Raw genomic sequence first — 25543 nt, forward strand, 5'->3', positions numbered from 1 at the left:
GCATTTTTACCGAAAGCCGGTTCGGTGAAAATGCTCCAGTTTATTGTTTTTACGAGCATCTGCCTGACCGTAATCCAGATGTCGCCTTGTTTGAAAAAGGCGGCATCTTTCATAGGATTTAGGAAAAATATTCAGGGCGCCACGTGAGTATCAGGTGCCCCCTATGCTTGCCGCGCGCGTTCCCAGCCCCGCACCAGTGGCAGCAGGAGTGCGAATACAAGGGTTGCCGCCCCGGCCACAAAGGCAAGGTTACGAAACAGCGTCCCATAGATCACCAGCGTCTGTGCCGCATCAGTACCACTTTCCCCCGCATTGTCGATCGCCGCCAGATTGGCAACCATGCTGCCGACATACATGGCAAACCCGATCAGCACATAAAAACAGCCCGCCATGAAGGCGCTGATACGTTGGGGAACATATCGGGCGATCGCGGCAAGCCCGAGGCTGTTGAGCATCAGTTCACCGATCGACAGGGGAGCATATCCGAACAGCATCCACCATGGTGAGACCTGATCGGTCGCACACAGGCGCGTGCTGATCCACCACATCACGAATGACAGGGTGACACAGGCAAAGCCGATGACGAATTTCCCGGCGATGCTGATATCTGCGTTTCGGCGTCCCAGCCAGTTATATATCGTGATCAGCATGGGGGTGCCCAGCATGATCCAAAAGGGATTGAACGCCTGGAACTGGCCCGCCGACATGGAAAACAGATGCAGCCCGAACAGGGTGAAATCCTTGCTGACATTGCGCAGGGTAAATAATGTCAGCGACGTCACCATCTGCTGATAGAAGACGAAGTAGAGCGCAACTTCAAATGTCAGCAGATATATGATCTTCAGGCCGGGGCGTTCATGCGGCGCGGCGCGGACATACAGGAATATCCATGCCGCCATGATCGTCAGGCCGGATGCGATGACCAGCATTCCCTGAATTGAATTGGATTCAAAGATGCGGGCGATGACCGCGATGGCCGCCAGCGTCGCCGCGGCGATCGTGATGGTGCGACGCAGGGGGACGTGTGTGAAATCCGGCGTCGTGCCAATGCCATCCAGCCTGCGGCGGCGCAGGAAATAGGCCACGATCCCCAGCACCAGCCCAACACCACATGATGTGAACGCCGTGGCCCAACCATATGTCTGTTGCAGCCATGGTGTCAGGACAAGGGAGAAGGTGGAGCCGATATTGACCGACATGTAATATATCGTAAAGGCCACATCGAGCTTCTGTTCCTGATCGCGATAGATCAGGGTGACCGTGTTGCAGGAGTTGGGTTTGAAAAAGCCGTTTCCCACCGCAATGACGGCCATCCCGAGGAACAGGGAATGTGCGTTGCCCGTCATCCCCCCAAGCAGAAGGTAGCCGGTCGCAAGGATGATGGCGCCCATCACCATTGTCCGTCGCGACCCCAGCACCTGATCACCCAGCCATCCGCCCACTACCGGCGCGGCATAGGTCATGGCCGCGAAACTGCCCCACAGCATGTTGGCCTGTGTGTCATGCATGCCCAGTTTCTGGACCATGTACAACAGCAGGATCGCCTGCATGCCATAAAACCCGAACCGCTCCCATATCTCGATGGCAAGGACGACCCGGAACGCGGCGGACCTGCCAGACGCCGACATGGGTTTCATGTCGGCGTCACTGTCTGAACTCTGCATTCACATGCACTCAGGGCACGACCGGAAGCCATACGGCCGTAGGATGGGCGTGGTCGTGATAGATTTCCTGGGTGGCAACCGTATAGTCCTCCTTGGTGGCTTGCAGGATATTGGGGACAAATTTCTGCGGGTTGCGGTCATATAACGGGAACTGGCTGGACTGGATCTGGATCATGATCCGGTGCCCAGGTTCAAAGACATGATTGACTGCCGGCAATGTGAAGCGATAGCGCGTCGGCTGTCCCGGCACGATGGCGGTGGGTTTGTCAAAGCCCTGGCGGTAACGTCCGCGGAAGATATCCATCGACACCGCCAGTTCATACCCGCCCATTTCAGGCCGGTCGGCAGTCGTCGGCGGATTGACGTCAATGACCTTTACCACCCAGTCCGCATCCGTCCCGGTGGTTGCGGCATAAATGTCGGCCGTCGGGACGCCGCTGACCTTGACCGGCGCGGTCAGGACCGGGGTTTCATAGGTCACGACATCGGGACGGCTTTCGGCAAAGCGCTGATCCTGCACCAGCCACGTCTTCCAGCGATCGGAATCTGAAACAAAGGAGAACGGACGGGCCAGGAAGGGAACCGGATGCTGCGGGTCCGAGATGTAATGATCCGACGCCTGTTCGTCATGGGTGGGCTGGCGGGTCGACAGGGCATGTTCCGCATGGAGGTAGAAAGGTTGCAGCGAATGGGGACAATGTTCGTCACATGCCAGTGGCCAGCGGTCGAGATAGTCCCAGTGGTTCTTGCCGGTGTTATAGATAATGGCTTCGGGCAGGTGAACAGTGGCGGAACCGGGCCGCAGGTACTGGTCAAAGAAGGGGCGCAGCACATCATGCCGGAACTGCGAAGCGGTATCGCCGTTCCATTGTAACGGACCCAGGGAGGAGCCGTTATAATTGACCTGGCTGTGGCGCCATGGCCCCATGACCAGGACATTCGGCACGGTCGGGGCCGTTGCCTGAAGGGCCTGCCATGTATGGATGGCGCCCCACATGTCCTCCTGATCCCACAATCCCTGTTCCCATAAGGTCGGGACGCTTGTCTTGCGCTGCGCCAGCAGGTGGTCAAGCGCCTGCTGCTGCCAGAAGGCGTCGTAGGCGGGATGGGCCAGCATGCGCTGCCACCACGGGAATTGGTCCAGCCCCGCATTATGCGCGAACTGTCCGGCGGAACCGGCGGTCAGGAAATTGGTGTAATCGTCATGGTCGATACGCGGGATGGCATGGCCTTCCGCGCGTTCGGACATCTGCATGGTGAAATAATCAAGCCCACCCTGACGGAACACGCCATAATGATACCAGTCATCACCCATCCAGCCATCGACCATCGGGCTTTCGGGGGCGGCAACCTTCAATGCCGGATGTGGGTCAAGCAGCGCCATGACCACCGTATAACCTTCGTAAGAAGAGCCGAGCATGCCCACGCGGCCATTGCTTTCGGGCAGGTTATGGACCAGCCATTCAATTGTATCCCACGCATCGGTGGTTTCATCCGTTTTCGTGGGGTTCAGCGGACCACGCGGCGGGCGGGTCATGACGTAATCCCCTTCGGAGCCGTACTTGCCGCGGATGTCCTGAAACACCCGGATATAGCCGCCTTCGACGAACGTATCGTCGCCTTCAGGCAGGATGGAGCGGATGTCGGGGGCATCAGGAATGCGGTTCGCCCGCGCCGAGGCATGATAGGGGGTGCGCGTCAGCAGGATTGGCGCGCCAGATGCATCCTTGGGGATAACGATGACCGTATGCAGCTTCACACCGTCGCGCATCGGGATCATGACGTCACGCTTGACATAATTGCGCGCGCTGGTGGGGAAAACCACATGGGCGGGAATATCGCTGCCGGTCTGTACCATCAGTGCGGAGGCATCGGTCGTCGCGGTTGCCTTTGTCGCAGCGTGCGTGTCCGCCGCAAGGCAGCGTTCAGCCAGCGCACCTGACGATACGCCTGCAATCATGATTGCCAGTGACGGCAGGTGCCGCCAGGAAAGCCGTTTCATGTCATTGCACTCCAGTGTTGCCCATGGGGCGTTATCGTTGCATTGCCCTTATCATAGCAATGGTCGGTTCCGAACGCCCAAAAACACCTTGGTGCGGGATCGGGTGTAAAAACTGCATCTTGGGGGCTGCCCCCTTCCCTTCCCGTCATGGGTGCGGACCTGTGGAGGTGCCCCAATGGCGGCCGGTCAGTGGGCGGCGTGCAATGCCTGCGTTGGCTGTTTCATTAACTTTACATAACAACAAAGGAAACCGTTACGGTTTGTGGCTATGACAGGAATGGTAATAACATTCCGTAACGGAGGATGATTGTGCGTTTTGCAGATGACGAAGGTTCAGGCAGGTTTTCAGGGCCACGTATGCGGCCCATGCTGGCACTTCCCGTGCTGGCGCTGCTTGCAGGGGGTGCCGCCCACGCCGCACCAATAGCAGCAGGCCATGCATCGTCGCCCGAACTGACGCCGGGGGGATTGCCCACGACTGTTGTGCCCGCAGCCTATCGTATCAGTGTCGATACCGATATGAAGGCCCTCGTACTGAGTGGTCATGAAGATATCGACCTGACGGTAACACAGCCGGTGGGGCAGATCATATTGAACCAGGCGGGCCTGAAGCTTGAGTCCGCAAGCGTTGATGGCACCGCCCTGCGGATTTCACAAGACGAGGCCGCCCAGACCGCGACGTTGAGCGTCCCTGTCCCGGGGCAGCTTCCGGCGGGGCGGCATGTGCTGTCGATCCGCTATACCGGGCCAATCCCCCAGACCCCCAACGGTATCTATTATGACGATTACCGTGATCCGAAGGGGCGGAAAAAGCGGATGCTGGTGACGCAGTTCGAAGTCGCCGATGCCCGTCGCATGTTCCCAAGCTGGGACGAGCCGGGCCTGAAGGCGACCTATCAACTGAGCGTGCGTGTGCCGCGGGCCTATACCGCCGTCAGCAACATGCCGGTCACCTCGGTCACAAAAGCGGCAGGAAGGACGAAATACGTCAATTTTGCCACCACGCCACGTATGTCCAGCTATCTCCTTGCCGTGGTGGCTGGCGACCTTGGTGCGGTGCATGGCAAGGCGGGTGACACACCCATCAATGTTTACGCCCCCAGCGGGGAGCAGAAGAACGGTGAATACGCGCTTGGCGCGGCAACCGACATCTTGCCTTATTATAACCAGTATTTTGGCGTTCCCTATCCCCTGCCGAAGCTGGACCTGCTGGCCATTCCCGGCAATTACGAAGCGGGGGCCATGGAAAACTGGGGGGCGATGACGTTCATTGACGACGCTGTCCTGTTTGACCCAAGCCGTAGTTCCCCCGAAACCCGTGAATGGGTGTACCTGGTGGTCGCACATGAAATGGCGCACCAGTGGTCAGGCGACCTTGTGACCATGGGATGGTGGAATGACATCTGGTTGAACGAGGGTTTTGCCTCGTGGATGGAAACCAAGGCCACCAATCATTTCAATCCGGGATGGGAAATCTGGCCGCGCCAGCATTCCGATCGCGAAGCGGCGATGGCGCTGGATGCACAATCCACCACCCACCCCATCCAGCAGACCATCCATGACGTAAGCGAGGCCAGCAGCGCATTTGACCGGATCAGCTACCAAAAGGGTGAGCAGGTGATCCGCATGGTCGAAAACTGGCTGGGCGAGGACCGTTTCCGTGATGGCATGCGCGATTACATGAAGGCCCATGCCTATGGCAATGCGACCAGCGATGACCTGTGGGCCGCGCTGTCGCATGCCTCGGGTCAGGATATCGGCGCGGTTGCGCGTAGCTTTGTCGAGCAGCCAGGAATCCCGCAGGTCAATGTTGCCCGCCGGTGTGTGGCGGGTGAAACTGTCCTGACCCTGACACAGGGCCGCTTTACCATCCATGATCCCCATGCAGCGGCGCTGAAGTGGAAGGTGCCGGTCATTGCGGGAACCGCTGGTGGCGATGTCCACAAGATCCTGCTGGGCAAGGCCCCATCCACCCTGCGTATTGCGGGATGTGACCATGCGATCAAGATCAACCTTGGTGAAAATGGGTATTACCGTACCCGCTATGACGCGGCATCCCTTGCGCTTCTGCAAAAGGAGTTTGCTTCCTTCGGGCCGGCGGACCGTGCCAATATCCTGGGTGACGAGTTTGCGATGTTCCAGTCCGGGCAGGCATCGTTAAAGGATTACCTGTCACTGGTCGCCAACCTTCCGGCCACCCAGGAAGCTGATATCGCCGTCTGGCAGGATACAATTTCGCATCTGCAGGCCCTTGATGTCATGATGACGGGAACGCCAGCGCAGGGACGGTTCCACGATTTTGCCCGTTCCATCCTTCAAGGACAGATGCAGCGCCTTGGCTGGGATGTGCGTGCGGATGAACCCTTTACCGATACCCTGCTGCGTCCCAAGGTGATCGACGCATTGGGCCAGTTCGGGGATCGCGCAATCATTACCGAGGCGCAGGGACGTTTTGAAAAATACCTGAAATCCTCTAAATCCCTGCCCGCCAGCCTGATTGATCCCGTTGCCACGATCGCAGGGCGTGAAGCGGATGGCAAAACATATGACCAGATCGAAAATGTCATCCGCAAGGCACCGGATACAGAACAGAAGCTGCGTTTCTTTGGCGCGCTGGCTGCATCACATGACACGGCGTTGACACGACGTACGGTTGCCTTCGCCTATAGCGGGAGCATTCCCAACGGACGTATCGTAAGATCGCTGGCGGTTGTCGCACGTGAAAGCGGACATCCTGACGAAGTCTGGAATATTGTTCTGGAAAATCAGGATGACATCAGGAAACTTCTGGCGCCATGGTCGCAGGAAAAACTGTTGCCCGCAGTTGCGGGAGAAACGGTGAATCCCGATATCGCCAAAGCATTGTTGAGTAATCCGTCCAGCACGTCTTCGCGTGGCAGCCTGATTTCGGCGCGACAGGCAGCAGACAAGATCCTGTCCAATGCGGAGATTTATGCACGTGCGCGGGCGCAACTGACTGAATGGATGCAGGAGAAGAACATTAAATAAAAACAAATATAAACTTAAATAATTTCACTACATTGTGTTGTCTTTTGGCAACTAAAAGTAGTTAATGTTATAGTTTTATACATTTATATTGAACGCAGATGTTTCCGCCTTTGTAATGATATTACCGATAGTTCATGAATCGGCTCATCACAAAGGGGAACTCTATGAAGAAAATAAATATTCCCCTGCTGCATTGCACGTTAATGCAGCAGGGAGAACCTGCCTCTTTGAACAAAAGCAGCATCGGCGCCTATCGGGTCCTGCACCCGTCAGCCACGATGGCCGTCGCCCTGATGGCGACGACATGCGCCGGGCTTTACAGTAATGCTGTCCGCGCGCAGGACAGTGCGACGGCGGTTTCGGCGTCGGCGTCGGCGTCGGCGTCAGGGGGCACGTCGCATGGGCATCATGCCCAATCCGCCACCTCCACGACGCCTGCCCGGACCGTACCGCAGGCAGAGGCAACGCCGGTTGCCACCGCACCGACGGCTGCCACACCTGCACAGGGTGCGGGCACGACCGTGGCCAGCCCGAAAAGCAAGATGGAGGAAATCTATGTCCGGGCGCAGCGCCGCCTGCTGCGTGAAAAAGATTCCCCAAGTGCGGCGACCGTTCTGGGCGAAGATCATATCCGCCAGGCTGGTATCACGGGCAGTATCGTTTCCATCCTGCGTGATGCCCCATCGGTCAATGTCTATTCACAGGGGATCGGTAATAATGAACCGGTCATGTCCATCCGTGGTGCACGTGGGTCAGAGGTTGCCTCCACCCTTGATGGCGTGCCGATGCAGGATCTTCTGAACGGGGGATCGGGTGGCTACCTCAACAGCATCATCGGCGGGCGGTTCAATCTTGATCAGATCAGTGGCGTGACGATCATGCCAGGTGTCGCCTACCCTGCCTCCACGACGTTTGGCACGATTGGTGGCACCATTGATTATCACAGCCTGCGCCCGGCGCAAAAAAGGCAGATTGATATTTTCGGCTCTCTTGGAAGTTATGGCACCTATAACGAGGGCTTCCAGTTCGATAGCGGCAAACTCAATGGCTGGATGGGTGAAGGGATCAATGCCCCGCGCCTGATGATCAAATATTCCAACATGCAGACACGTGGGTATATCGACCATACCCCCGCGCGTTACAACAACATGGAATTTGCTTTTGACAAGCCATATGACGACGGCATGTCGTTGTTCCAGTTAACGGCCCTCTATAATACCGGATCAGGGAAATTCGTGGCAGAGCCATTGCCCATCGCCTATCTGAATGAATATGGGAAATATGCGAATTATGACCCAAGTCAGGCATTCAGTTCGGAAAACAACGATTATTTTACCCTGATCCTGAAAAACGATAAATATATCAATGATTATATTACAGCGGGCGTAACAGGTTTTTACGAATTTTCTGATTCGACCATGGAAAGCTATGCCAATCCCGCAGCTTTTGCGCCCAATGGGGGCAGTGGTGCCTATGACCCGCCCGGCACAAGCATCTTTGCCCAGAACCCGGCAGGTTTTGGTGAGCAGGGATTGTATGGGTATGGGAACCTCTTTTATGACCCTCAGGTCTATACCTATGACGGGGCATCACGTTTTCCCGCCGGTTCCGCCGCCTGTCCCAGCAGTGTCGCAAATATGTGGAGTGCCGCCGGACAGGCCAGCCCGTGCGGATATAATGCGCAGCTTTCGTATACCCGCACCGATACCTACGGCATCCGTCCACGCCTGACGATTACGCCCCCGACAGTGTGGGGCATACAGCAGACCATCAAGGTAGGCGCATTGATTGCAAAGGAAACCGGCAACAGTTCCCCGACATATGCATGGGGCACATCAAATATTCCCCGTACCTCATCAAACCTGATCAGCGGGTATGACGGGGGACCGCAGCGTGTCATGTACCAGGGTTATTTCCAGGATAAAATTGACCTGTTCAAGAACACCCTGCATATCACCCCAGGTTTTGTGGTCGAAGGAACCCAGTCCAGCCTGACGGGCAGCAAGATCTATGGCGGGACAGTGCCAGCCGGCCTTGCATCTAGCGCATATTGCCAACAATACGGATGTGGCACGGGTGCCTATAGCGCCCATAAATGGGATCGTGAATGGCTGCCGTTCATTAACGTGACATATGACCTTGATAAGGTCCTGCCTGCGGCCAAGGGCCTGTCATTGTATGGAAGTTGGGGGAATTCTGCCCTGTATGCCCCGACATCGGATTTTTCGCCCGAAGTCATGGGAAGTGTGCCCAACGCCTCCATCGTTCATATGGCGGAAGGTGGTATCAAGTATAACCGCTCTAACCTGACTGTCTCCATTGATTATTTCTATCAGAAGATTGATCGGGACTTTGGCATGTTCAATTATCAGTCGGGCCCCGATGCAGGCATGTCAATTTATACCAACGCAGGACAGCGTGCCATGAAGGGCGAGGAAATGTCGGTGGTCTATCAGGTCACGCCGCAGATCCAGCTCTTTGGCAATTTCTCTCACCTCAGCGATCATTATAAGGCGACGGCGCTGGAATCCATCTCGGTTCAGGAAGATCAGTTCGGTATTGCGACGAACGGCTCCCCTGTGACCGGTGTACCACAATGGCTGTCGACGATCGGCATTGATTACAACAAACGCAGCATGTTCCGTCACGGCGACGATTTCAATGTACGCTTTCAGGGACAGTATACCGGGCATCAATATACAAGTTATGACCTGACGGGCAGCGAGAATGTCGGCCCGATTCCTGGTATCGGCAGCTATGGAAGCTATGCCTATTATAATGCCACGGCGGGTTCCACGACGTATGACCCACATGGCGGCATCGCGCCTTATATGATCTTCTCGCTTGATCTCAATTACGAAATGCCCCTGAAGAATGCCGGGCCACTCAAGTCCCTGAACTTCGACGTGAATGTCTATAACCTGTTCAATACGTTCTACTGGCAGTACAAATATCGCCAGATTTCCCCCTCTTCATGCGGGAATTTCACCAGCGGTCCGTTCGCCGGACAGGCGGTGAGCAATTATGGCTGTTCCAAGCAGTTCAGTGACGGTCTTCCCGGCCAGCCTGCCAGCGTGACCTTCAGCGTCCGTGCGCGTTTTGGCTGATATCTGGATGGTTGTGACTCTGGCAATCACGTGAAAATTGGCGGGGTGCATCGCGCGGCTGGTTCGTGACGATGCACCTTTTGCCTCTACTCTTATTGTTATGACAACAGACGGTGAAGCAAAACCTATTCAATATGGTATGTAATTTCAATTAACATCATCAAAAAAAGAATGAATGACAGGATGCTGGCAAAGAGGTTCGTGCATAGGTTTGCAAGATCATTATCTTTGGAATGTACATTTCATATTTTATCTTTCGAAAAATATGATATTTTATCGTGAATGTTATTCTGCCGGTTTTGGCTAGGGCTTTTTGGATACAGCAAGCCCTAAAATGAATGTTTTATGTATTTTTTATGACATAAGCATGATGGGTCTGTGGAAAAATATTGTGATAACAGAATGATATCGATCTGTATCTGATGGAATATATTTTTGGGCATTGAATTTATATTTCTGTCTGGATTCAATAAAAGATATAATCAAAAACAACCTTTGATTTTTTTTGAAATATATGAAAAAAATGAATAAGTGAAATGTTAATGACTCGCATTTTCATATGGGGGAAACTTAAAAAAATCCATATGTGAACTTTTGCGTCGGCATGACCATGTGTTGCTTTTTGACCACAAAGCGCGCACGGGTGGTGTGCTGTCTTTTTTCGGCGTTGAATAATCCCTCTTCTGACACTGTAATGATTTTCATCTGAAAAACAGGCTGTGGCGGTCGGCAGGTCCGATTTTATGGGGGAAGCAATGAGCGAAATGTTCCGTACTTTTTCCTCATGCCGCGGCGTGAATATCAACAATATGACGGTGCAGGATCATTGCATGATCCGATACGGCACCGCGTCATGGCTGTGATTGGAAAAAGTCCTCTATGCCAAATATCGTGAGGCGGGAAAAAAATCGTCTGGCTCGTCGGCCCTTGCTGGCAGGGTCTGCGTTTGTGTGGCTGCTGTCGGTCGGTTCTACGGCCGTGGCCGCGACGCAGGGAGGGGCGACCACCCCTTCCAGCACGACTGCCCATCGTCTTCACCGGACGAATGCCCCGCAGGCTGCCAGTACGCATGCTGGCCGCGTGTCCCCTGCCCGTGCGCAGGCCACCGCACGCAGTACTGCCGTGCCGCATTCGGCGCCTGAAACCCTGCAGGTCAGTGTCGGTCGTGTGCATTCCCACGGTGCGGTTCAGGCCGTAACGCGTGAGCAGATGGATCATTTCGTTGAGGGCACAAGCCCCAACCAGATCCTTGCGCTGACCACGCCCGGCGTTAATTTCGCATCGGATGATGCTTTCGGTCTCGATACGGTGGCGAACACCCTGTATGTCCGTGGCTTCAACCAGACGCAGCTTGGTGAAACGCTTGACGGCATCCCGATGGGCGGTCAGGGGTTCCATAACTGGAACGGCCTTAGTGTCGATCAGATGGAAATCCAGGAAGACGTCGCGGGCATGACCGTGTCGCAGGGTGCCGGCGCGCTCGATACGCCGTCTGCGCAGACCCTGGGCGGGGCGCTGACCTATACGACGTCCGATCCTTCGCTGAAGGCTGGTGGACGTGTCGGTCAGACCTTCGGCAGCTATAATGCATTCCGCACGTTCGGGCGCGTCGACAGTGGTGTCCTGAATTCGACGGGCACCCGGTTCTATGCGGCTTATGCGCGCACGGACCAGGATATGTGGAAAGGTTTTGGCGACCAGCAGGAACAGCAGGCTAATTTCAAGCTGGTCCAGCCGGTGGGTGATCGCGGCAAGATCACGGCGATTTTCGATTATTCGAACTTTGCCCAGTACAACTACATGGGGCTGACGAAGAACATATGGCAGAAGATGGGGCGCAACGCGACCTACCTGAAGCCAAACTATGCCCTGTCGAAGCAGTATGCCGGTTACGCGCAGAATGGCGGCGTTCCCTCCAATCTTGAAGGGATACTGTCGAATGACGAAATTGGCGATTACGCCTATGACGGTACACAGACGCAGCGTAACTATCTGTCCGCCATTACAGGCGAATTCCAGATTTTCCCGAACGTAACGTCCAAGACCATTGCCTATGCGCATGTCTCCAGCGGCGATTACAGCGGCAGCAACCCGTTCCTGGTCTCCCCGACCTCGGGTGTGCCGATGGCGCTGGAAACCGGGCATCCTGATGTGCAGCGTATCGGCTTCACGCAGAATTTCTCGATCCATACGCATGGCAACGATATCCAGACCGGGATCTGGTATGAAAATGATGCCTTCAACTATCCCATGCGCATGTATGAGGATGGTGTGGATGCAGCCCACAATTCCAAGAGCGATTTCAAGGCATCGCAGGCGGCGACATGGTATTCTGATTCCTTCAACACCAATACGTTCCAGTTCTATCTGCAGGACACCTATCATATCATTCCGGGTATGACGGTCAGTGCGGGCTTCAAATCCATGCTGCAGGATACGCATGGTGGCACGAAGCTTGATAATTCCGCCAAATATTCCAACTGGGGCACGTATTACAGCCATCCTGCCGATGGCAGCATGACGGCAGCCGATGCATTCCTGCCGCATTTCAATTTCGATTATCACTTCCAGCGGCATCATGAAGTGTATTTCGATATTGCCGAGAACATGCGCGCCTATGACTATGGTCAGCAGAGCAGCTCCGGCACCGTGTGGGGCGGTCTTGGCAGCGCGGCCAATTCGGCACAGAGCGTGTTCAATTCCAACAAGAATACACTGCGTCCGGAGCGGACCTGGAATTACGTCGTGGGGTATCGCTATAACTCCAAGATGCTGACGGCAAGTGCTGATTTCTATCACACCGACTACTATAACCGTCTGGCGACAGTGACGTCGGGTTCGACCGGCAACACATATGGTGCCGTGGCGAACGTGGGTCGTGAAACGATGAACGGCGCGGATGTGATGGCGGCCATCCGTCCGGTTCATGGGCTGGAGATTTCCAACAGCTTCAGCTGGAATAATGCAGTTTATGAAGGCAGCATTCCCGATGGCGGCAGCATGCTGAGCCTGAAGGGCAAGCATCAGGTCTATTACCCGAAGTTCATGTATAAGGCGAACCTGACCTATACGTGGCATCGGGCGATGTTCAACTTCAATGCGACCTATACCAGCCGTCGCGCCATGACCTATACGAACGACCAGTACATTCCGTCTTACTGGACGTCGAACCTGAATGGCAGCTACAACTTTGGCAAGGTCGGTTTTGCGCAGAATATCAAGACGACCTTTGGTATTACCAACCTGTTCAACAAGAACTACATTGGTGGTGTGTATGGCGCCGCGAGTGTGAGTGGCGACGACAACGCCAACCTGTACGTGGCTGCGCCGCGTATGTTCTTCGGTTCGGTTTCCGCACAGTTCTGATTGGCGGTTTCGATGTCAGGGCGCGATCCGGTAACGGGTCGCGCCTTTTTTATTGTGGGAAAGAGACGGTATGAACATGATAATTTAATAAAAATATTCATTTTTAGTGTGTTTATTTTTAAATAATATATTATTAAATATAATAATATAAAAATTTCTAGGAAAATAATATTAAGATAAATAATAGTAAATTTACAAATAACAAACTTTCGTGAATATTTTTTGGGAATATTTAAAAATCTATCCTTTGGGTGGATGTGCAGCCTTAATATTTAAAAATATGGTTACACCAGCTTTGCATACATTTCTGAAAAATTGGTGATGCGGATATGTTGTGCCCTGCCCCGTATCATGATGCGGGGACCGTCATATTGTCACATCTGTGTTTTCTGATGTGAACTTCATGTTTCTTATACGCGTGGATATATTGTCGTGATTCCATTTTGAGGTCAAAATGGAGATGCTTACTCATGCTCTCGAAACGGGGAATACATAATGGCAGGTATGACAGGACGGGCAATGCGCGCCGGACTTTTGGGGGCCACGTTACTGGCGACCTGTGGTGCAGGCATTTCGCATGCCACCCCGGCCGCACAAGGGGCGGGCAGCGTGGTGAGTAACAATTTCGGACGGTGGGGATTTGACCTCGCCGGACGTGATACTTCAGCCCTGCCGGGGAACGATTTTTTTGAATATGCGGATGGTACGGCGGTACGCAATATCGTCATCCCACCTGACATGACATCATATGGCCCGTTCAATGCCCTGGCCGAACTGTCACGGACGCGCGTCAGGAGCATTCTGGAGGAACTGTCCGCCCATCCGGTCGAAGATCCCCAGACAATCGAGCAGAAGCTTGGCACTTTTTATGCCACGTTCCTTGACGAAAAAAATATAGAGAACCGTGGCATTCGTCCCCTGTCCGATGATCTTTCGAAAATTCGTGCGCTGCGCACGATCACCGATTTTGCCACCCTGTCGGGAACTGCTCAGGATGGTTTCCAGTTCACTCCGTTTGCCCTGGGCATCCAGCCAGATGCCCGTACGCCCACGAAATATGCCCTGACACTGGATCAGGCAGGGCTGGGTATGCCGGATCGTGATTATTACCTGAAGCCCGAAATGCAGGCGAAAAAAGATGCCTATCAGGTATATATTGCACAGATGCTCGCCCTGATCCGCTGGCCTGACGCGCGTGGTGCCGCAGGCGCGATCGTAGCGCTTGAGACGGCTCTGGCACAGGCGCACTGGGCGCGTCAGGATATGCGTGATCCAGATCGGATTTATAATCCGATGTCGCTTGCCATGTTGCAGGAAAAAGCTCCCGGATTTGACTGGTCATCCTATCTGAAGGCGGCCCGCATTCCTGATGCCGTGGCCCAGTCGGGGCATATCATTGTGGGCGAACCGTCCGCCATCACGACAGAGGCGCAGATCCTTGCCCGGACAGACATGACGACGCTGCGTGCGTGGCTGGCGTTCCATCTTGTGGATAATGCGGCGCAGGTTCTGCCGCATAATTTTGTCAATGCATCGTTCAATTTCCATGGCAAGACCCTGTCAGGGCAGCCGCAACTGACCGCACGGTGGAAACGGGCGGGACATGCAACAGGCGAAGCCATGGGCATGGCGTTGGGCAAGGTCTATGTCAGCCGGTATTTCCCCGCCCCCTATCGTGACAAAATGGTGGGACTGACGCAGGAACTGAAGGCGGCGTTTCGCATTCGCCTGAAACATAATGCGTGGATGGGCAAGGCCACGCGTAAGGCTGCCATTCGCAAGCTGGACAGTTCTGCGATCCAGATCGGCTATCCCAACAAATGGCGCGACTATACAGGGTTGGTTGTTCATGGCGGCGATGCATATGGCAATTCGGCGCGCGGTGTCGCGTTTGAATGGTCTTACTGGTTGGCCCACCTTGGGCAGCCTGTTGACCGTGACGAATGGGATATGACGCCACAGACCGTTAATGCCTATAATAATCCGGTTTTTAACGAGGTTGTCTTTCCCGCCGCCATTCTTCAGCCGCCATTTTTCAACCCTTCGGCGGATATGGCCATCAATTATGGGGCGATCGGTGGGGTGATCGGTCATGAAATGACCCATTCCTTTGACGATGAAGGTCGTAAATTCGACGAAAAGGGGCAGTTGCGCGATTGGTGGACCAAAAAAGACGAAGAACGCTTCAATCAACTTTCGGCGCGCTTTGGGGCGCAGTATGATGCGTTCGAGGTTCTGCCTGGCGTACACCTGAATGGTAAGTTGACGATGGGTGAAAACATAGCAGACCTTGGCGGCCTGACCCTGGCGCTTGATGCCTATCATGCCTCGTTGAAGGGAAAGAAAGCACCGGTCATTGATGGCATGACCGGGGATCAGCGTGTTTTCCTGGGATGGGCGCAGGTCTGGCGTGAAAAGCTGCGTGATGACACGATCCGCCAGCGCGTAATTACCGATCCGCATTCCCCCCCGCGTGCCCGCGTTAATGTCCCGATGCACAATATCGATGCATGGTACAAGGCCTGGAACGTACAGCCGGGACAGTCTCTGTATATTAGTCCAGAATCACGTGTAAAAATCTGGTGATTTTTTAAAATGGGACTATCAGGATTTCTGGTGCCGGCTTTGGTGGCCTTTGAAAAAATGTTCTGGACGGCATGATGCCCCGATATGGAAGTTTCCGGGAAACTGTTTTTAAAAAGTCATGCGGAATATGGCTTTCTTTAAATATGGTATGAAACAGGAACTTCCATTTTCATCGGAATGTTGCTTCAGGCCCGTTTGTCCACAAAGGACCTGAAAGGCCAGGATTTCGTATCGGGATATGACCGGTACACTATGTTTATGGAGTATGCGTTTTGCGTTCTATCCTGTTTGCAGGCTTGTCAGGACTTGCTGTTTTTGTCGCGATGAATGCGAACGCGCGGGGGGCTGATGCGCCTGCGCCGCAGCCGCGTCCCCTGCCCGCGCCGATACCGGCGGCACGGGATGCGCACATGCCTGGGACCATTGCGCTAAAGGTCGATGGGACAGACCTTGCGCGTCATATCTATACCGTTCACGAAACGCTTCCTGTTGCGTCAGAACTGTCGGCCCACGGGGGGGATTTCATCGTCAGGTATCCGATGTGGGTACCGGGAGACCATGCGCCAACCGGTTCGATCACGCAGTTTGGCGGCCTGTCGGTGCGTGCCGGTAGCCAGAATATCGCATGGGTCCGTGATACGGTGGATATCAGTGCCTTTCATATCCCCATCCCTGCGGGCACAACCACGGTGACACTGGATTTTCAGATCCTGACCCCTGTATCCCCCGATGTGGGACGCGTGGTGATGACGCCCGACATGCTTAATGTGCAATGGAATGCCGTAACCCTCTATCCCGCAGGATATTTTACGCGTGGCATTACCGTATCGCCAACGCTGGTGTTGCCGCATGGGTGGCAGTATGGAACGGCGCTACGTGCCCGTACGGGGGCTGTGTCGGGCGACAGTGTCACATTCCAGGATACTTCGTTTGACCGACTTGTAGATTCTCCGGTCTTTGCCGGGCGTTATTTCCGGCGTTTCGACCTGACGCCGCCACATGGCGTTCCGGTTTCACTTGATGTCGTAGCCGACCGGCCAGAAGAACTTGCGGCGACGGATGCGCAGGTTCAGGTGCATCGTAACCTGGTCGTACAGGCGAATGCAGTCTTTGGTTCCCATCATTATGAACACTATGATTTCCTGCTTGCCCTGACCGAAGAACTTGGCCGCATAGGTCTGGAACATCATCAGTCCAGCGAGAATAGTGGACCGCGCGGCTATTTCACAAAATGGGACAAGACCTTTCCCGTCCGTGACCTGCTTGCGCATGAATTCACCCACTCCTGGAATGGAAAATTCCGTCGGCCGGATGACCTGTGGGCTGCGGATTTCAATACTCCCCAACGCGGGGCCCTGCTGTGGATCTATGAAGGGCAGACACAATATTGGGGTTATGTCCTGGCCGCACGCAGTGGTTTGATGACACCGCAGCAGGTGCTGGATGCGATCGCGATGGTGGCCGCGACCTATGACGGGCGCGCGGGGCGTTTGTGGCGTCCCCTGGTGGATACGACCAACGATCCCGTCATCGCACGACGCACGCCCCTTTCCTGGCGTAGCTGGCAGCGGAGCGAGGATTACTATTCCGAAGGGCAGTTGTTGTGGTTGGAGGTGGATACGCTATTGCGTGACCTGTCGCACGGGCAGCATTCCTTGGATGATGTTGCGCGTCGGTTCTTTGGTGTTGATGATGGCAGCATCGTGACCCACCCCTATCGGCGTGAGGACATGATTGCCGCACTGAATGCAGTCCAGCCTTATGACTGGGCCAAATTTCTGCATGACCGTGTGGATGTTGTAACCCGCCATGCCCCGCTTGAAGGACTGGCACGGGGTGGGTATCGCCTGACTTATGCGACGGAACCCACCGCATACCAGTCCGCGCGCGAAGCCTTGTTGAAGATGCATGATTACAGCTTCTCCCTTGGCTTCTCCCTTAACCAGAAGGGAAAGCTGCTGAATGTCGAATGGAACAGTCCCGCCTGGCAGGCTGGACTGACGATGGACGAGGAAATCGTGGCTGTTAACGGCTTTGCCTTCGACGCGGATACCCTGTCCGATGCCATCACTGCGGCAACCGCGACCGGTGCCGCCCCCATTCGTCTGCTGGTTCGTGCCGGGGATCGTTATACGACGGTTGACGTTCCCTATCACGCGGGGTTGCGTTACCCGCGTCTGGAACGGGTCGCCAATACGCCCGACATGCTCGCTGATATCCTTCGTCCCCGGGTAATTGCACCATGAAGGTGATGAACAGATGGCGGTTGATGGGCGGTGTGCTGATGCTTGCCGCCTGGCAGGGCCACGGTCGGGCCGATACGTTGCAATGTTTTGCCGAAAGTGCGGCGACACAGGGCTATACGCTTGGCATTGCACGTAATGCGATGCTGACCCCCGATGGTCGTGGGGTTATGTTCCTGCGCAGCGGCGCGCAGGATACGGCCCAGCAGCTATGGTATCGTGACATTGCTTCGGGACGCGATGTGGCATTGACGCATGTTGCGGTTGCGAACGAGCATCTTTCGGTTGAGGAAAAAGCCCGGCGGGAGCGGGCGCGCCTGACGATGACGGGTGTGACTGCCTTTGAAATGGCTGATGGCGGGACGATGGCCATTGCCAGCCAGGCGGGGCATCTGCTGCGGGTCAACCTGACCAATCAGGAGGTAACATCGTTGCCGGGGGATGACTGGGGTGCGCCACGCCTTTCCCCCGACGGACGTCATGTCGCGGTTATAAAGGATAATGATGTCCACGTCATCGCGCTTGAAACAGGCAAGGTGCATCGCGTCACCCGCGGGGGCACGGCAGACCTGACCCATGGCGTTGCAGAATTCGCGGCGGCCGAAGAACTGGATCGTCATGAAGGCATGTGGTGGTCGCCTGACAGCCGTTTCCTTGTCTATGAGGAAGCAGACCTGTCCGGTGTGGAAAAACACTATATCGCCGATCCGGAAAATCCGGCGACACCGCCGGTGGCCTTTCGTTATCCCAAGGCAGGCACGCCCAATGCAAAAGTACGTCTTGGCATCATAAGGCGTACTGGTGGCCATACACGCTGGATACGTTGGGATCAGGAGCGTTATCCGTATGTTGTGCGCGTGGTCTGGTCAAAGGAAACCGGGCATCTGTCGATGGTGGTGATGGACCGTGCGCAGGACGAGGAACATGTACTTGACGTCGATCCCCGCACGGGCCAGACAAAGGAACTGTTGTCCGAGCATGATGCTGCATGGGTGAATATCGCCCCTACGGCACGGACGACGGGCCTTCCCCTCCCCTATTGGATGCATGATGGGCAGCATTTTCTGTGGGCATCGGAACGTAGTGGTCGCTGGCAGTTGGAGATGCGGCACGCGGATGGGTCCATGGATCATGTTGTGACGCCATCGGCGTTGCCATTTGCTTCACTTGATGATGTGGATGCGACACGCCATACGATCACCTTTACCGCGACACCGGATCGCATGGGAACCGCAGTGTACCGTGCGGATCTTGCGACGGGGGCTGTCACGCCATTGGCGACGGCGGCTGGGTTGCATCAGGTGAATTTTACAGCCGGTCACCATGACGGCTTCATCGACCGTTTCAATGCGGCGGACGGCAGCCTGAGTGTGCTGCTGCGTGGGCGTGATGGGCAGGTTACAGGTGTATTGCCTGACGTCGCGCATCCCGCGCCTGTGTTCAACATGCAGTTCCTGACAATTGGCACGCGGGATTATGACGCCATGGTCATCCGGCCGGTTAATTTTCGCCATGGGCAGCGCCTGCCGGTTATCCTGTCGGTTTATGCCGGGCCGGGATATAAGGAAGTACTGCGCGCACCGCGCCTGCATGCGGAAAACCAGTGTCTTGCCAATCAGGGATTTATCGTTGTCAGTCTTGATGGGCGCGGGACGCCCGGTCGTGAACGTGACTGGGAACGGGCCATACATAATGACCTGATTGATGCCCCTCTTGACGATCAGGTTGCGGGTGTGACCGCCTTGGGCAAGGCATTTCCTGAAATGGATATGAAGCGTGTCGGGGTTTATGGCTGGTCGTTTGGCGGATATTTCACGGCCATGGCGGTCATGCGTCATCCCGAACTGTTCCATGCAGGCGTGGCGGGGGCGCCACCTGTGGATTTTTCAGATTATGACACTGCCTATACCGAACGTTATCTTGGGCTGCCGGATCAGGATGTATCTGGATACCGTATCAGCAATGTGCTGACATACGCATCCGGCCTGTCACGTCCCCTGCTGCTGATTCATGGGGTGACGGATGATAATGTCTATTTTATCAATACGCTGAAGCTGACACGCGCGTTGGTGACTGCTGGGCGTCCCTATGACCTGATGCTGTTGCCGGGGACGCATATGCTATCTGATCCGACGCTGCGTTCGCATGTTGCGATCGCACGCATGCGGTATCTGAAAGACAATCTTGCCCCCCTGCATCCGATGTCAGGAAAGTAGGAGGTCTGTCCCGGCATGCCGGGACGATTTCTGAGAGGTAACTTATTTGTCAGGAATAAAAGTTTTGCGGCGTTGCTTTGTTTTTCAAAAGTGACGTCTTGCAAAAGATTTTGGGCAACGTTTATTTGAGTGGGTTATTCTATCTAAATTTCACATAATTCTCTGAGAGTCTGACCGAACATAAATTTATTTCAGTTACTTAAGAGGTGCTGATATTCACAGTGAAAACCAGATAGGTTCTTTTGGTTTCTCAATCGCAGTTTATGGTCATGAGGTTGGAGACAATTTGCCCTCCAGCCTCATAAGATTTGATCCCAACGAAGTGTTGTTTTCTGCCAAAAACTACTCAAACCGCTTTTTGAGTCAGGCCCTAAGAGACTGTTTGAAAAGGTAAGTCCGATAAGATCGGGAAATAAGAAAAGTTTTTGGTGAATCTTTTTTCAAAAAGCTTCAAAAGACACTGGATTTTTGAAAAAAAGGCGGCACCCAAAGAACTTTTCTTATTGTTTATCAATGAGTGGTTTTTAAACAATCTATAAACAAGTTGATCGGAGGAATTTTAAAAAAATCCAGTGTTTTGCATGAGGGATAAGGAATGCTTTTTCCGGAAACTCGTGCTGTCCCGTATTTTAAAGCAGTTTTCAACAAACCATTTAAAAACGGGCCAACTGCATTTATGAATGCAGTTGGCCCGGGCCTTATCCATGTTTATCCTGTGATTTGGCCGTAATGGTCGTATTTTGGACCGTCTTTTCCGTCCATCCCCCGCCCAGTGCACGGTACAGCGTGACCAGGTTCTGATATTTAGAAACCAGAACGAAAATCTGCCATTGCTGTGCCTGATAGAGCGAACGTTGGGATTCCAGCGAGGTCAGATATGAATCTGTCCCTGCGTCATAACGCATCTTGGCCAAGCGGTAGGAATCAGCCGAGGACGCGACCAACCTGTCCACCTGTATTCCTTCATCATGATAGGCGGCACGGCCCGCCAATGCATCCGCGACTTCGCGGAATGCGGTCTGGATCGTTTTTTCATAGGCGGCCGCCTTGACGTTCCGTTCCGCACGGGATGCCTTCAGATTTCCGCTATTTTGTCCCCATGTCAGAAGGGGCACCTGCAACTGTGGTGAGACCCCCCACGTTGTTGCTGCCGCCGTAAACAGGCGATGCGGTTGCAGGCTGCTGATTCCGTCGGATGCGGTCAGGGTGATGCGGGGATAGAAGGCCGCCTTTGCTGCACCGATGTCGGCATTGGCAGCCTTCAGATCATGTTCTGCCGAGATGATATCCGGGCGGTGTTCCAGCACATCGGACGGTAGGCCCGGTGGCAGGTCCTGCATCATCGTCTGCTGCCCAAAAGGGCTGGCTGGGGGCAGATTATCGGGGATCGGTGCGCCAATCAGCAGGGTAATCAGGTTCTTGTCCTGCGCCACGCGTCGTTGGGAGTCAGCAAGGAAGGCGGCACTTTGTTCCACCTGCGTTTCGGATTGGCGCAAGGTAAGCTGATCGGCTTCGCCATGTTCGAACTTGGCGCGGATCATGTCGAGCGTCGCCTGCTGTGATGCCTGTGTAGCCTGCGACAGCTTGAGTGCTTCTTGATCGCCTAGCCAGGAAATATAGGCGTTTGCAACCTGCGAAATAATGCTGATCAGCATGGCGCGGGCATTTTCGCGCTGCATCAGTGCATGTTCCGCGGCCTCACGCGACAGGCTGCGGATACGTCCGAACAGGTCGATTTCATACGATGAAAAACCGATACCCATGTTGAAATACTTGAACATCGGCGGGTTGGCCTGCGCATCAAGGCCTGGTGCGAAGCTCAGACCTGCAGCACTGGATGGAGCCTGGAACATGGCTTCGCCATTGCCGCCAATCTGGGGGAAAAGGGTGGCATGCTGGATATCAAACTGCCCCTGCGCACGGCGGATATTGGCTGCGGCTTCGCGCAGGTCGCGGTTTTCACGGATGGCGATGGCAATCAGCGCCTTTAGACGTGGGTCCGTGAAGAATTCCGACCAGCCAAGGTTGGCCGATAGCGTGTTTTGCGCCATCGGCTGGCTGTCACCGCCATAGGTCGGCCAGTTTTGGGAAACTGGCGCGACGGGCCGGTGATAATGGGGGATCATGGTACAGCCCGCCAGCAGCGCCGCAGCGGCACCAAGCGTTATACCATGCAAGGAAAACCTTTTCATTATTGTTCTCTCCCCGCGATTTCTGGGGCTGTGGCGGGTTGCACGCGTTCATTCATGCGGCGCACCTTGAACAGGCGCAGGACCACGACAAAGAATAGCGGCACGAAATAGACCGCCAGTAATGTCGCCGTCAGCATGCCGCCTACGACGGCCGTACCAATGGCGACACGTGCGGCCGATCCTGCCCCCGATGCAATCGCCAGCGGGAAGACGCCGACCACAAATGCGATTGATGTCATCAGGATCGGACGCAGGCGTTCGCGTCCTGCTTCCATGACAGAGTCCTCAAGCGTCTTGCCCTGCTCGAAAAAGGCCTTGGCGAATTCCACGATCAGGATGGCGTTCTTGACCGCCAGCCCGACGGTGGTCAGAAGCCCCACCTGGAAATAAACGTCGTTGGCAAGCCCACGTGAAAGCGTTGCGACAATCGCCCCCAATACGCCAAGCGGGATCACCAGCAGCACGGCGAAGGGGATGGCCCAGCTTTCATACAATGCGGCAAGGCACAGCAGGATAACGATGACCGCCAGTGCATAAAGTGGCCCGGTGGAGGAACCGGACGCAATCTGTTCATAGGACAGGCCGGTCCATTCATACCCGATCCCGGTTGGAAGCTTGGCCAGGATCTCCTTGATCGCCGCGATGGAATCACCCGAACTGAAGCCCGCAGCGGGCTGACCAAGGATTTCAAAGGCGTTGAGGCCATTATAATCCTCGACCTTCTGCGGCCCCATGATCCATGTGCCGGATACGAACGAGTTGAATGGCACAAGGGAACCGCTTGCATTGCGGATATACCATTTGTTCAGGTCATCGGGGATCATGCGGGCGTCGGGTTCGCCCTGGATATAGACCTGCTTGACACGGTCATCACGCAGGAACTGGTTTACGTAGATCGACCCCAGCGCGCCTTCGACCGTGGTGTTGATATCGGCGATGGTCACACCAAGCGCGTTTGCTTTTTCCCGATCAATATCAAGGTGATATTGCGGTGCATCTTCCATCCCGTTGGGACGCACGGCCACAAGGCGATGATCCTTGCTGGCCATGCCCAGCACCATGTTGCGCGCGGCCAGAAGCTTGTCATGGCCAAGGTGTCCCCTGTCCTCCAGTTCCAGGTCAAAGCCACTGGCATTACCCAGTTCCAGCACGGCAGGCGGATTGATGGCAAATATCTGGGCCACGGGGTCGCTCCAGAAATGCATCATGATGCGCATTGCGATCGCGGCAGAGGATTGGGACGCGGACGGACGTTCGTCCCAATCCTTGAGGCGGATGAAGAACGCCCCCGCCGTCTGTCCCTGCCCCGCAAAGTTGAAGCCGTTCATGGAATAGACGGATTCGACATTCTTCCCTTCGGTCTTGAGGATATAGTCCGCGACCTTGTGGTTGATGATTGCGGTCTGCTCCATCGGGGTGCCAGGCGGCATCGTGATCTGACCGAAAATCAGGCCCTGATCTTCGTCCGGCAGGAAGCCGCTTGGCAGCTTCATGAACAGGTACCCCACGCCAGCAGTCACCAGCGCAAAGGCAAGCATTCCAGTGCCGGCATGCCGGATAATGCGGGTCACACCCTTCATGTATCCTGCGGTCATCCGTGTGAAATGACGGTTGAACCAGCCGGCCGGGCCCTTGGTCTTTTCATGCGTGCCGGGTTTGAGCATCGTTGCGCACAATGCAGGGGTAATGACCATGGCCACCAGCACCGACAGCCACATTGCGGCGACGATGGTGATCGAAAACTGGCGATAGATCACGCCGGTCGATCCACTGAAGGCCGCCATCGGCAGGAACACAGCCGTCAGCACCAGCACGATCCCCACCAGCGCGCCAGAGATCTCGTCCATGGACTGTCGCGCCGCCTCCACGGGGGACAGGTTCTTTTCCGTCATGACACGTTCGACGTTTTCGACAACGACAATCGCATCATCCACCAGCAGCCCGACCGCCAGCACCATGGCCAGCATGGTCAGGGTATTGATGGAGAAGCCCAGGGCCGCAAGGATGCCAAACGTGCCCAGCAACACGATCGGAACCGCAATGGTCGGGATCAGCGTCGCACGGAAGTTCTGCAGGAAAATCAGCATCACCACGAACACGAGGGCAATCGCCTCCATCAGCGTGATGATGACTTCCTTGATCGACAGGACAATGAACGGTTCCGTATCAAGCGGATAAACTGTCTTCAGTCCGGGGGGGAAGAATTTCTCCAGCTCCGCGATCTGTTCGCGTACCGCCGTTTCGGTCTTGAGCTGATTGGCGCCCGGCGCCAGTTTCAGTGCCATGCCCGATGCAGGCATGTTGTTATAAAAAGAGTTGGTATTATAGGTCTGTGGCCCAAGTTCCACACGTGCGATATCGCGTATGCGCACCTGGGAGCCATCCTGCTGGACCCGGATAAGGATATTATTGAACTCCTCGGTCGAGGTCAGGCGCGTCGGACCAATGATGGTGGCGTCAAGCCGTGTCCCTGCCCGTGCAGGCAGCCCGCCGAGTTCACCGGACGAGACCTGTATGTTCTGTGCCTGGATCGCGGCCTGCACATCACCCACCGTTACGGCGTATTTATACAGCTTGGACGGGTCAAGCCATATGCGCATCGCATATTCCGCCCCGAACAGCGTATGGTCGCCCACGCCGGTGACACGGCTGAGGGGGTCGGAAATGTTCGATGCCACGTAATCGGCGATATCCGCGCCATTCATGCTGCCGTCGGTGGAGATGAATGCAATCACCATCATGAAGTTCTTGACGGCCTTGGTGATGCTCAGCCCCTGCGCGGTGACTTCGGTCGGCAGCTTGGGCTGCGCAAGCTGCAGCTTGTTCTGCACCTGGACCTGCGCGATATCGGGATTGGTTCCCTGTGCGAAGGTCAGGTCGATTTCCATCTGCCCTGACGCATAGGATTGCGCCGAGATGTATTCGAGGTGATCGAGCCCGAACATCTGTTGCAGGATGGGGCGTACGACGGTGTTGTTGACCGTATCGGCGGATGCGCCGGGATAGGTCACGCTGATCGCGATCTGTGGGGGGGCAATGCTGGGGTATTGTGCGATCGGCAGCGCAAAGATCGACAGTCCGCCCACCAGCATGATGATGATGCCAATCACCCAGGCAAAGACCGGGCGATCAATGAAGAAACGTGAAAGGGACATGAC

Annotated in this window: 10 protein-coding genes; 6 read left to right on the forward strand and 4 right to left on the reverse strand. The window is 55.2% G+C overall.

Features of this window, described 5'->3' with window-relative positions:
- Nucleotides 1-161: 161 nt before the first annotated feature.
- Entirely contained in the window at nucleotides 162-1628 is a 1467-nt protein-coding gene (locus IFJ82_RS08060; protein ID WP_192266409.1) for a peptide MFS transporter, read from the reverse strand.
- Between the two features lie 46 nt (nucleotides 1629-1674).
- The gene (locus tag IFJ82_RS08065; RefSeq protein ID WP_003619990.1) at nucleotides 1675-3666 is read right to left on the reverse strand and encodes a CocE/NonD family hydrolase; all 1992 of its coding nucleotides are present in this window, start codon (nucleotides 3664-3666) and stop codon (nucleotides 1675-1677) included.
- A 357-nt stretch (nucleotides 3667-4023) separates the two neighbouring features.
- On the opposite strand from IFJ82_RS08065, the gene IFJ82_RS08070 reads away from it, so the two are divergent.
- From IFJ82_RS08070 to IFJ82_RS08095, 6 genes are all read left to right on the forward strand, one after another.
- Nucleotides 4024-6675, forward strand: a complete 2652-nt coding sequence (locus tag IFJ82_RS08070) for a M1 family metallopeptidase (protein ID WP_408901681.1) — start codon at nucleotides 4024-4026, stop codon at nucleotides 6673-6675.
- Nucleotides 6676-6902: 227 nt separating this feature from the next.
- Nucleotides 6903-9782, forward strand: coding sequence for a TonB-dependent receptor (locus tag IFJ82_RS08075; protein ID WP_192263671.1), 2880 nt, complete (start codon nucleotides 6903-6905; stop codon nucleotides 9780-9782).
- 879 nt (nucleotides 9783-10661) lie between these two features.
- The gene (locus tag IFJ82_RS08080; protein ID WP_003619980.1) at nucleotides 10662-13148 is read left to right on the forward strand and encodes a TonB-dependent receptor domain-containing protein; all 2487 of its coding nucleotides are present in this window, start codon (nucleotides 10662-10664) and stop codon (nucleotides 13146-13148) included.
- 495 nt (nucleotides 13149-13643) lie between these two features.
- Entirely contained in the window at nucleotides 13644-15734 is a 2091-nt protein-coding gene (locus IFJ82_RS08085; RefSeq protein WP_225578585.1) for a M13 family metallopeptidase, read from the forward strand.
- A 323-nt stretch (nucleotides 15735-16057) separates the two neighbouring features.
- Nucleotides 16058-17980: a M61 family metallopeptidase gene (locus IFJ82_RS08090; RefSeq protein WP_192266412.1), complete on the forward strand. Its 1923-nt coding sequence runs from the start codon at nucleotides 16058-16060 to the stop codon at nucleotides 17978-17980.
- Nucleotides 17977-20193 (forward strand): S9 family peptidase, encoded by a 2217-nt coding sequence (locus tag IFJ82_RS08095; protein ID WP_225578586.1) that lies wholly within the window; start codon nucleotides 17977-17979, stop codon nucleotides 20191-20193. The genes IFJ82_RS08090 and IFJ82_RS08095 overlap by 4 nt, the downstream gene beginning before the upstream one ends.
- 698 nt (nucleotides 20194-20891) lie before the next feature.
- On the opposite strand, the gene IFJ82_RS08100 is transcribed toward IFJ82_RS08095, so the two are convergent.
- Both IFJ82_RS08100 and IFJ82_RS08105 read right to left on the reverse strand, forming a co-directional pair.
- On the reverse strand, nucleotides 20892-22385 hold the full coding sequence (locus IFJ82_RS08100) for an efflux transporter outer membrane subunit (RefSeq protein WP_003619973.1): 1494 nt from the start codon (nucleotides 22383-22385) through the stop codon (nucleotides 20892-20894).
- On the reverse strand, nucleotides 22385-25540 hold the full coding sequence (locus tag IFJ82_RS08105) for an efflux RND transporter permease subunit (protein ID WP_048858858.1): 3156 nt from the start codon (nucleotides 25538-25540) through the stop codon (nucleotides 22385-22387). The genes IFJ82_RS08100 and IFJ82_RS08105 overlap by 1 nt, the downstream gene beginning before the upstream one ends.
- Between the last annotated feature and the right edge of the window lie 3 nt (nucleotides 25541-25543).

It is taken from the genome of Novacetimonas hansenii (assembly GCF_014843995.1).
GTDB lineage: Bacteria > Pseudomonadota > Alphaproteobacteria > Acetobacterales > Acetobacteraceae > Novacetimonas > Novacetimonas hansenii.

Bases quoted from the DNA above. Each gene is read 5' to 3' on its own strand.
- IFJ82_RS08060 (WP_192266409.1), bottom strand. From the start codon at position 1,628: ATGTCGGCGTCTGGCAGGTCCGCCGCGTTCCGGGTCGTCCTTGCCATC.
- IFJ82_RS08065 (WP_003619990.1), bottom strand. From the start codon at position 3,666: ATGAAACGGCTTTCCTGGCGGCACCTGCCGTCACTGGCAATCATGATT.
- IFJ82_RS08070 (WP_408901681.1), top strand. From the start codon at position 4,024: ATGCGGCCCATGCTGGCACTTCCCGTGCTGGCGCTGCTTGCAGGGGGT.
- IFJ82_RS08080 (WP_003619980.1), top strand. From the start codon at position 10,662: ATGCCAAATATCGTGAGGCGGGAAAAAAATCGTCTGGCTCGTCGGCCC.
- IFJ82_RS08085 (WP_225578585.1), top strand. From the start codon at position 13,644: ATGGCAGGTATGACAGGACGGGCAATGCGCGCCGGACTTTTGGGGGCC.
- IFJ82_RS08090 (WP_192266412.1), top strand. From the start codon at position 16,058: ATGAATGCGAACGCGCGGGGGGCTGATGCGCCTGCGCCGCAGCCGCGT.
- IFJ82_RS08095 (WP_225578586.1), top strand. From the start codon at position 17,977: ATGAAGGTGATGAACAGATGGCGGTTGATGGGCGGTGTGCTGATGCTT.
- IFJ82_RS08100 (WP_003619973.1), bottom strand. From the start codon at position 22,385: ATGAAAAGGTTTTCCTTGCATGGTATAACGCTTGGTGCCGCTGCGGCG.
- IFJ82_RS08105 (WP_048858858.1), bottom strand. From the start codon at position 25,540: ATGTCCCTTTCACGTTTCTTCATTGATCGCCCGGTCTTTGCCTGGGTG.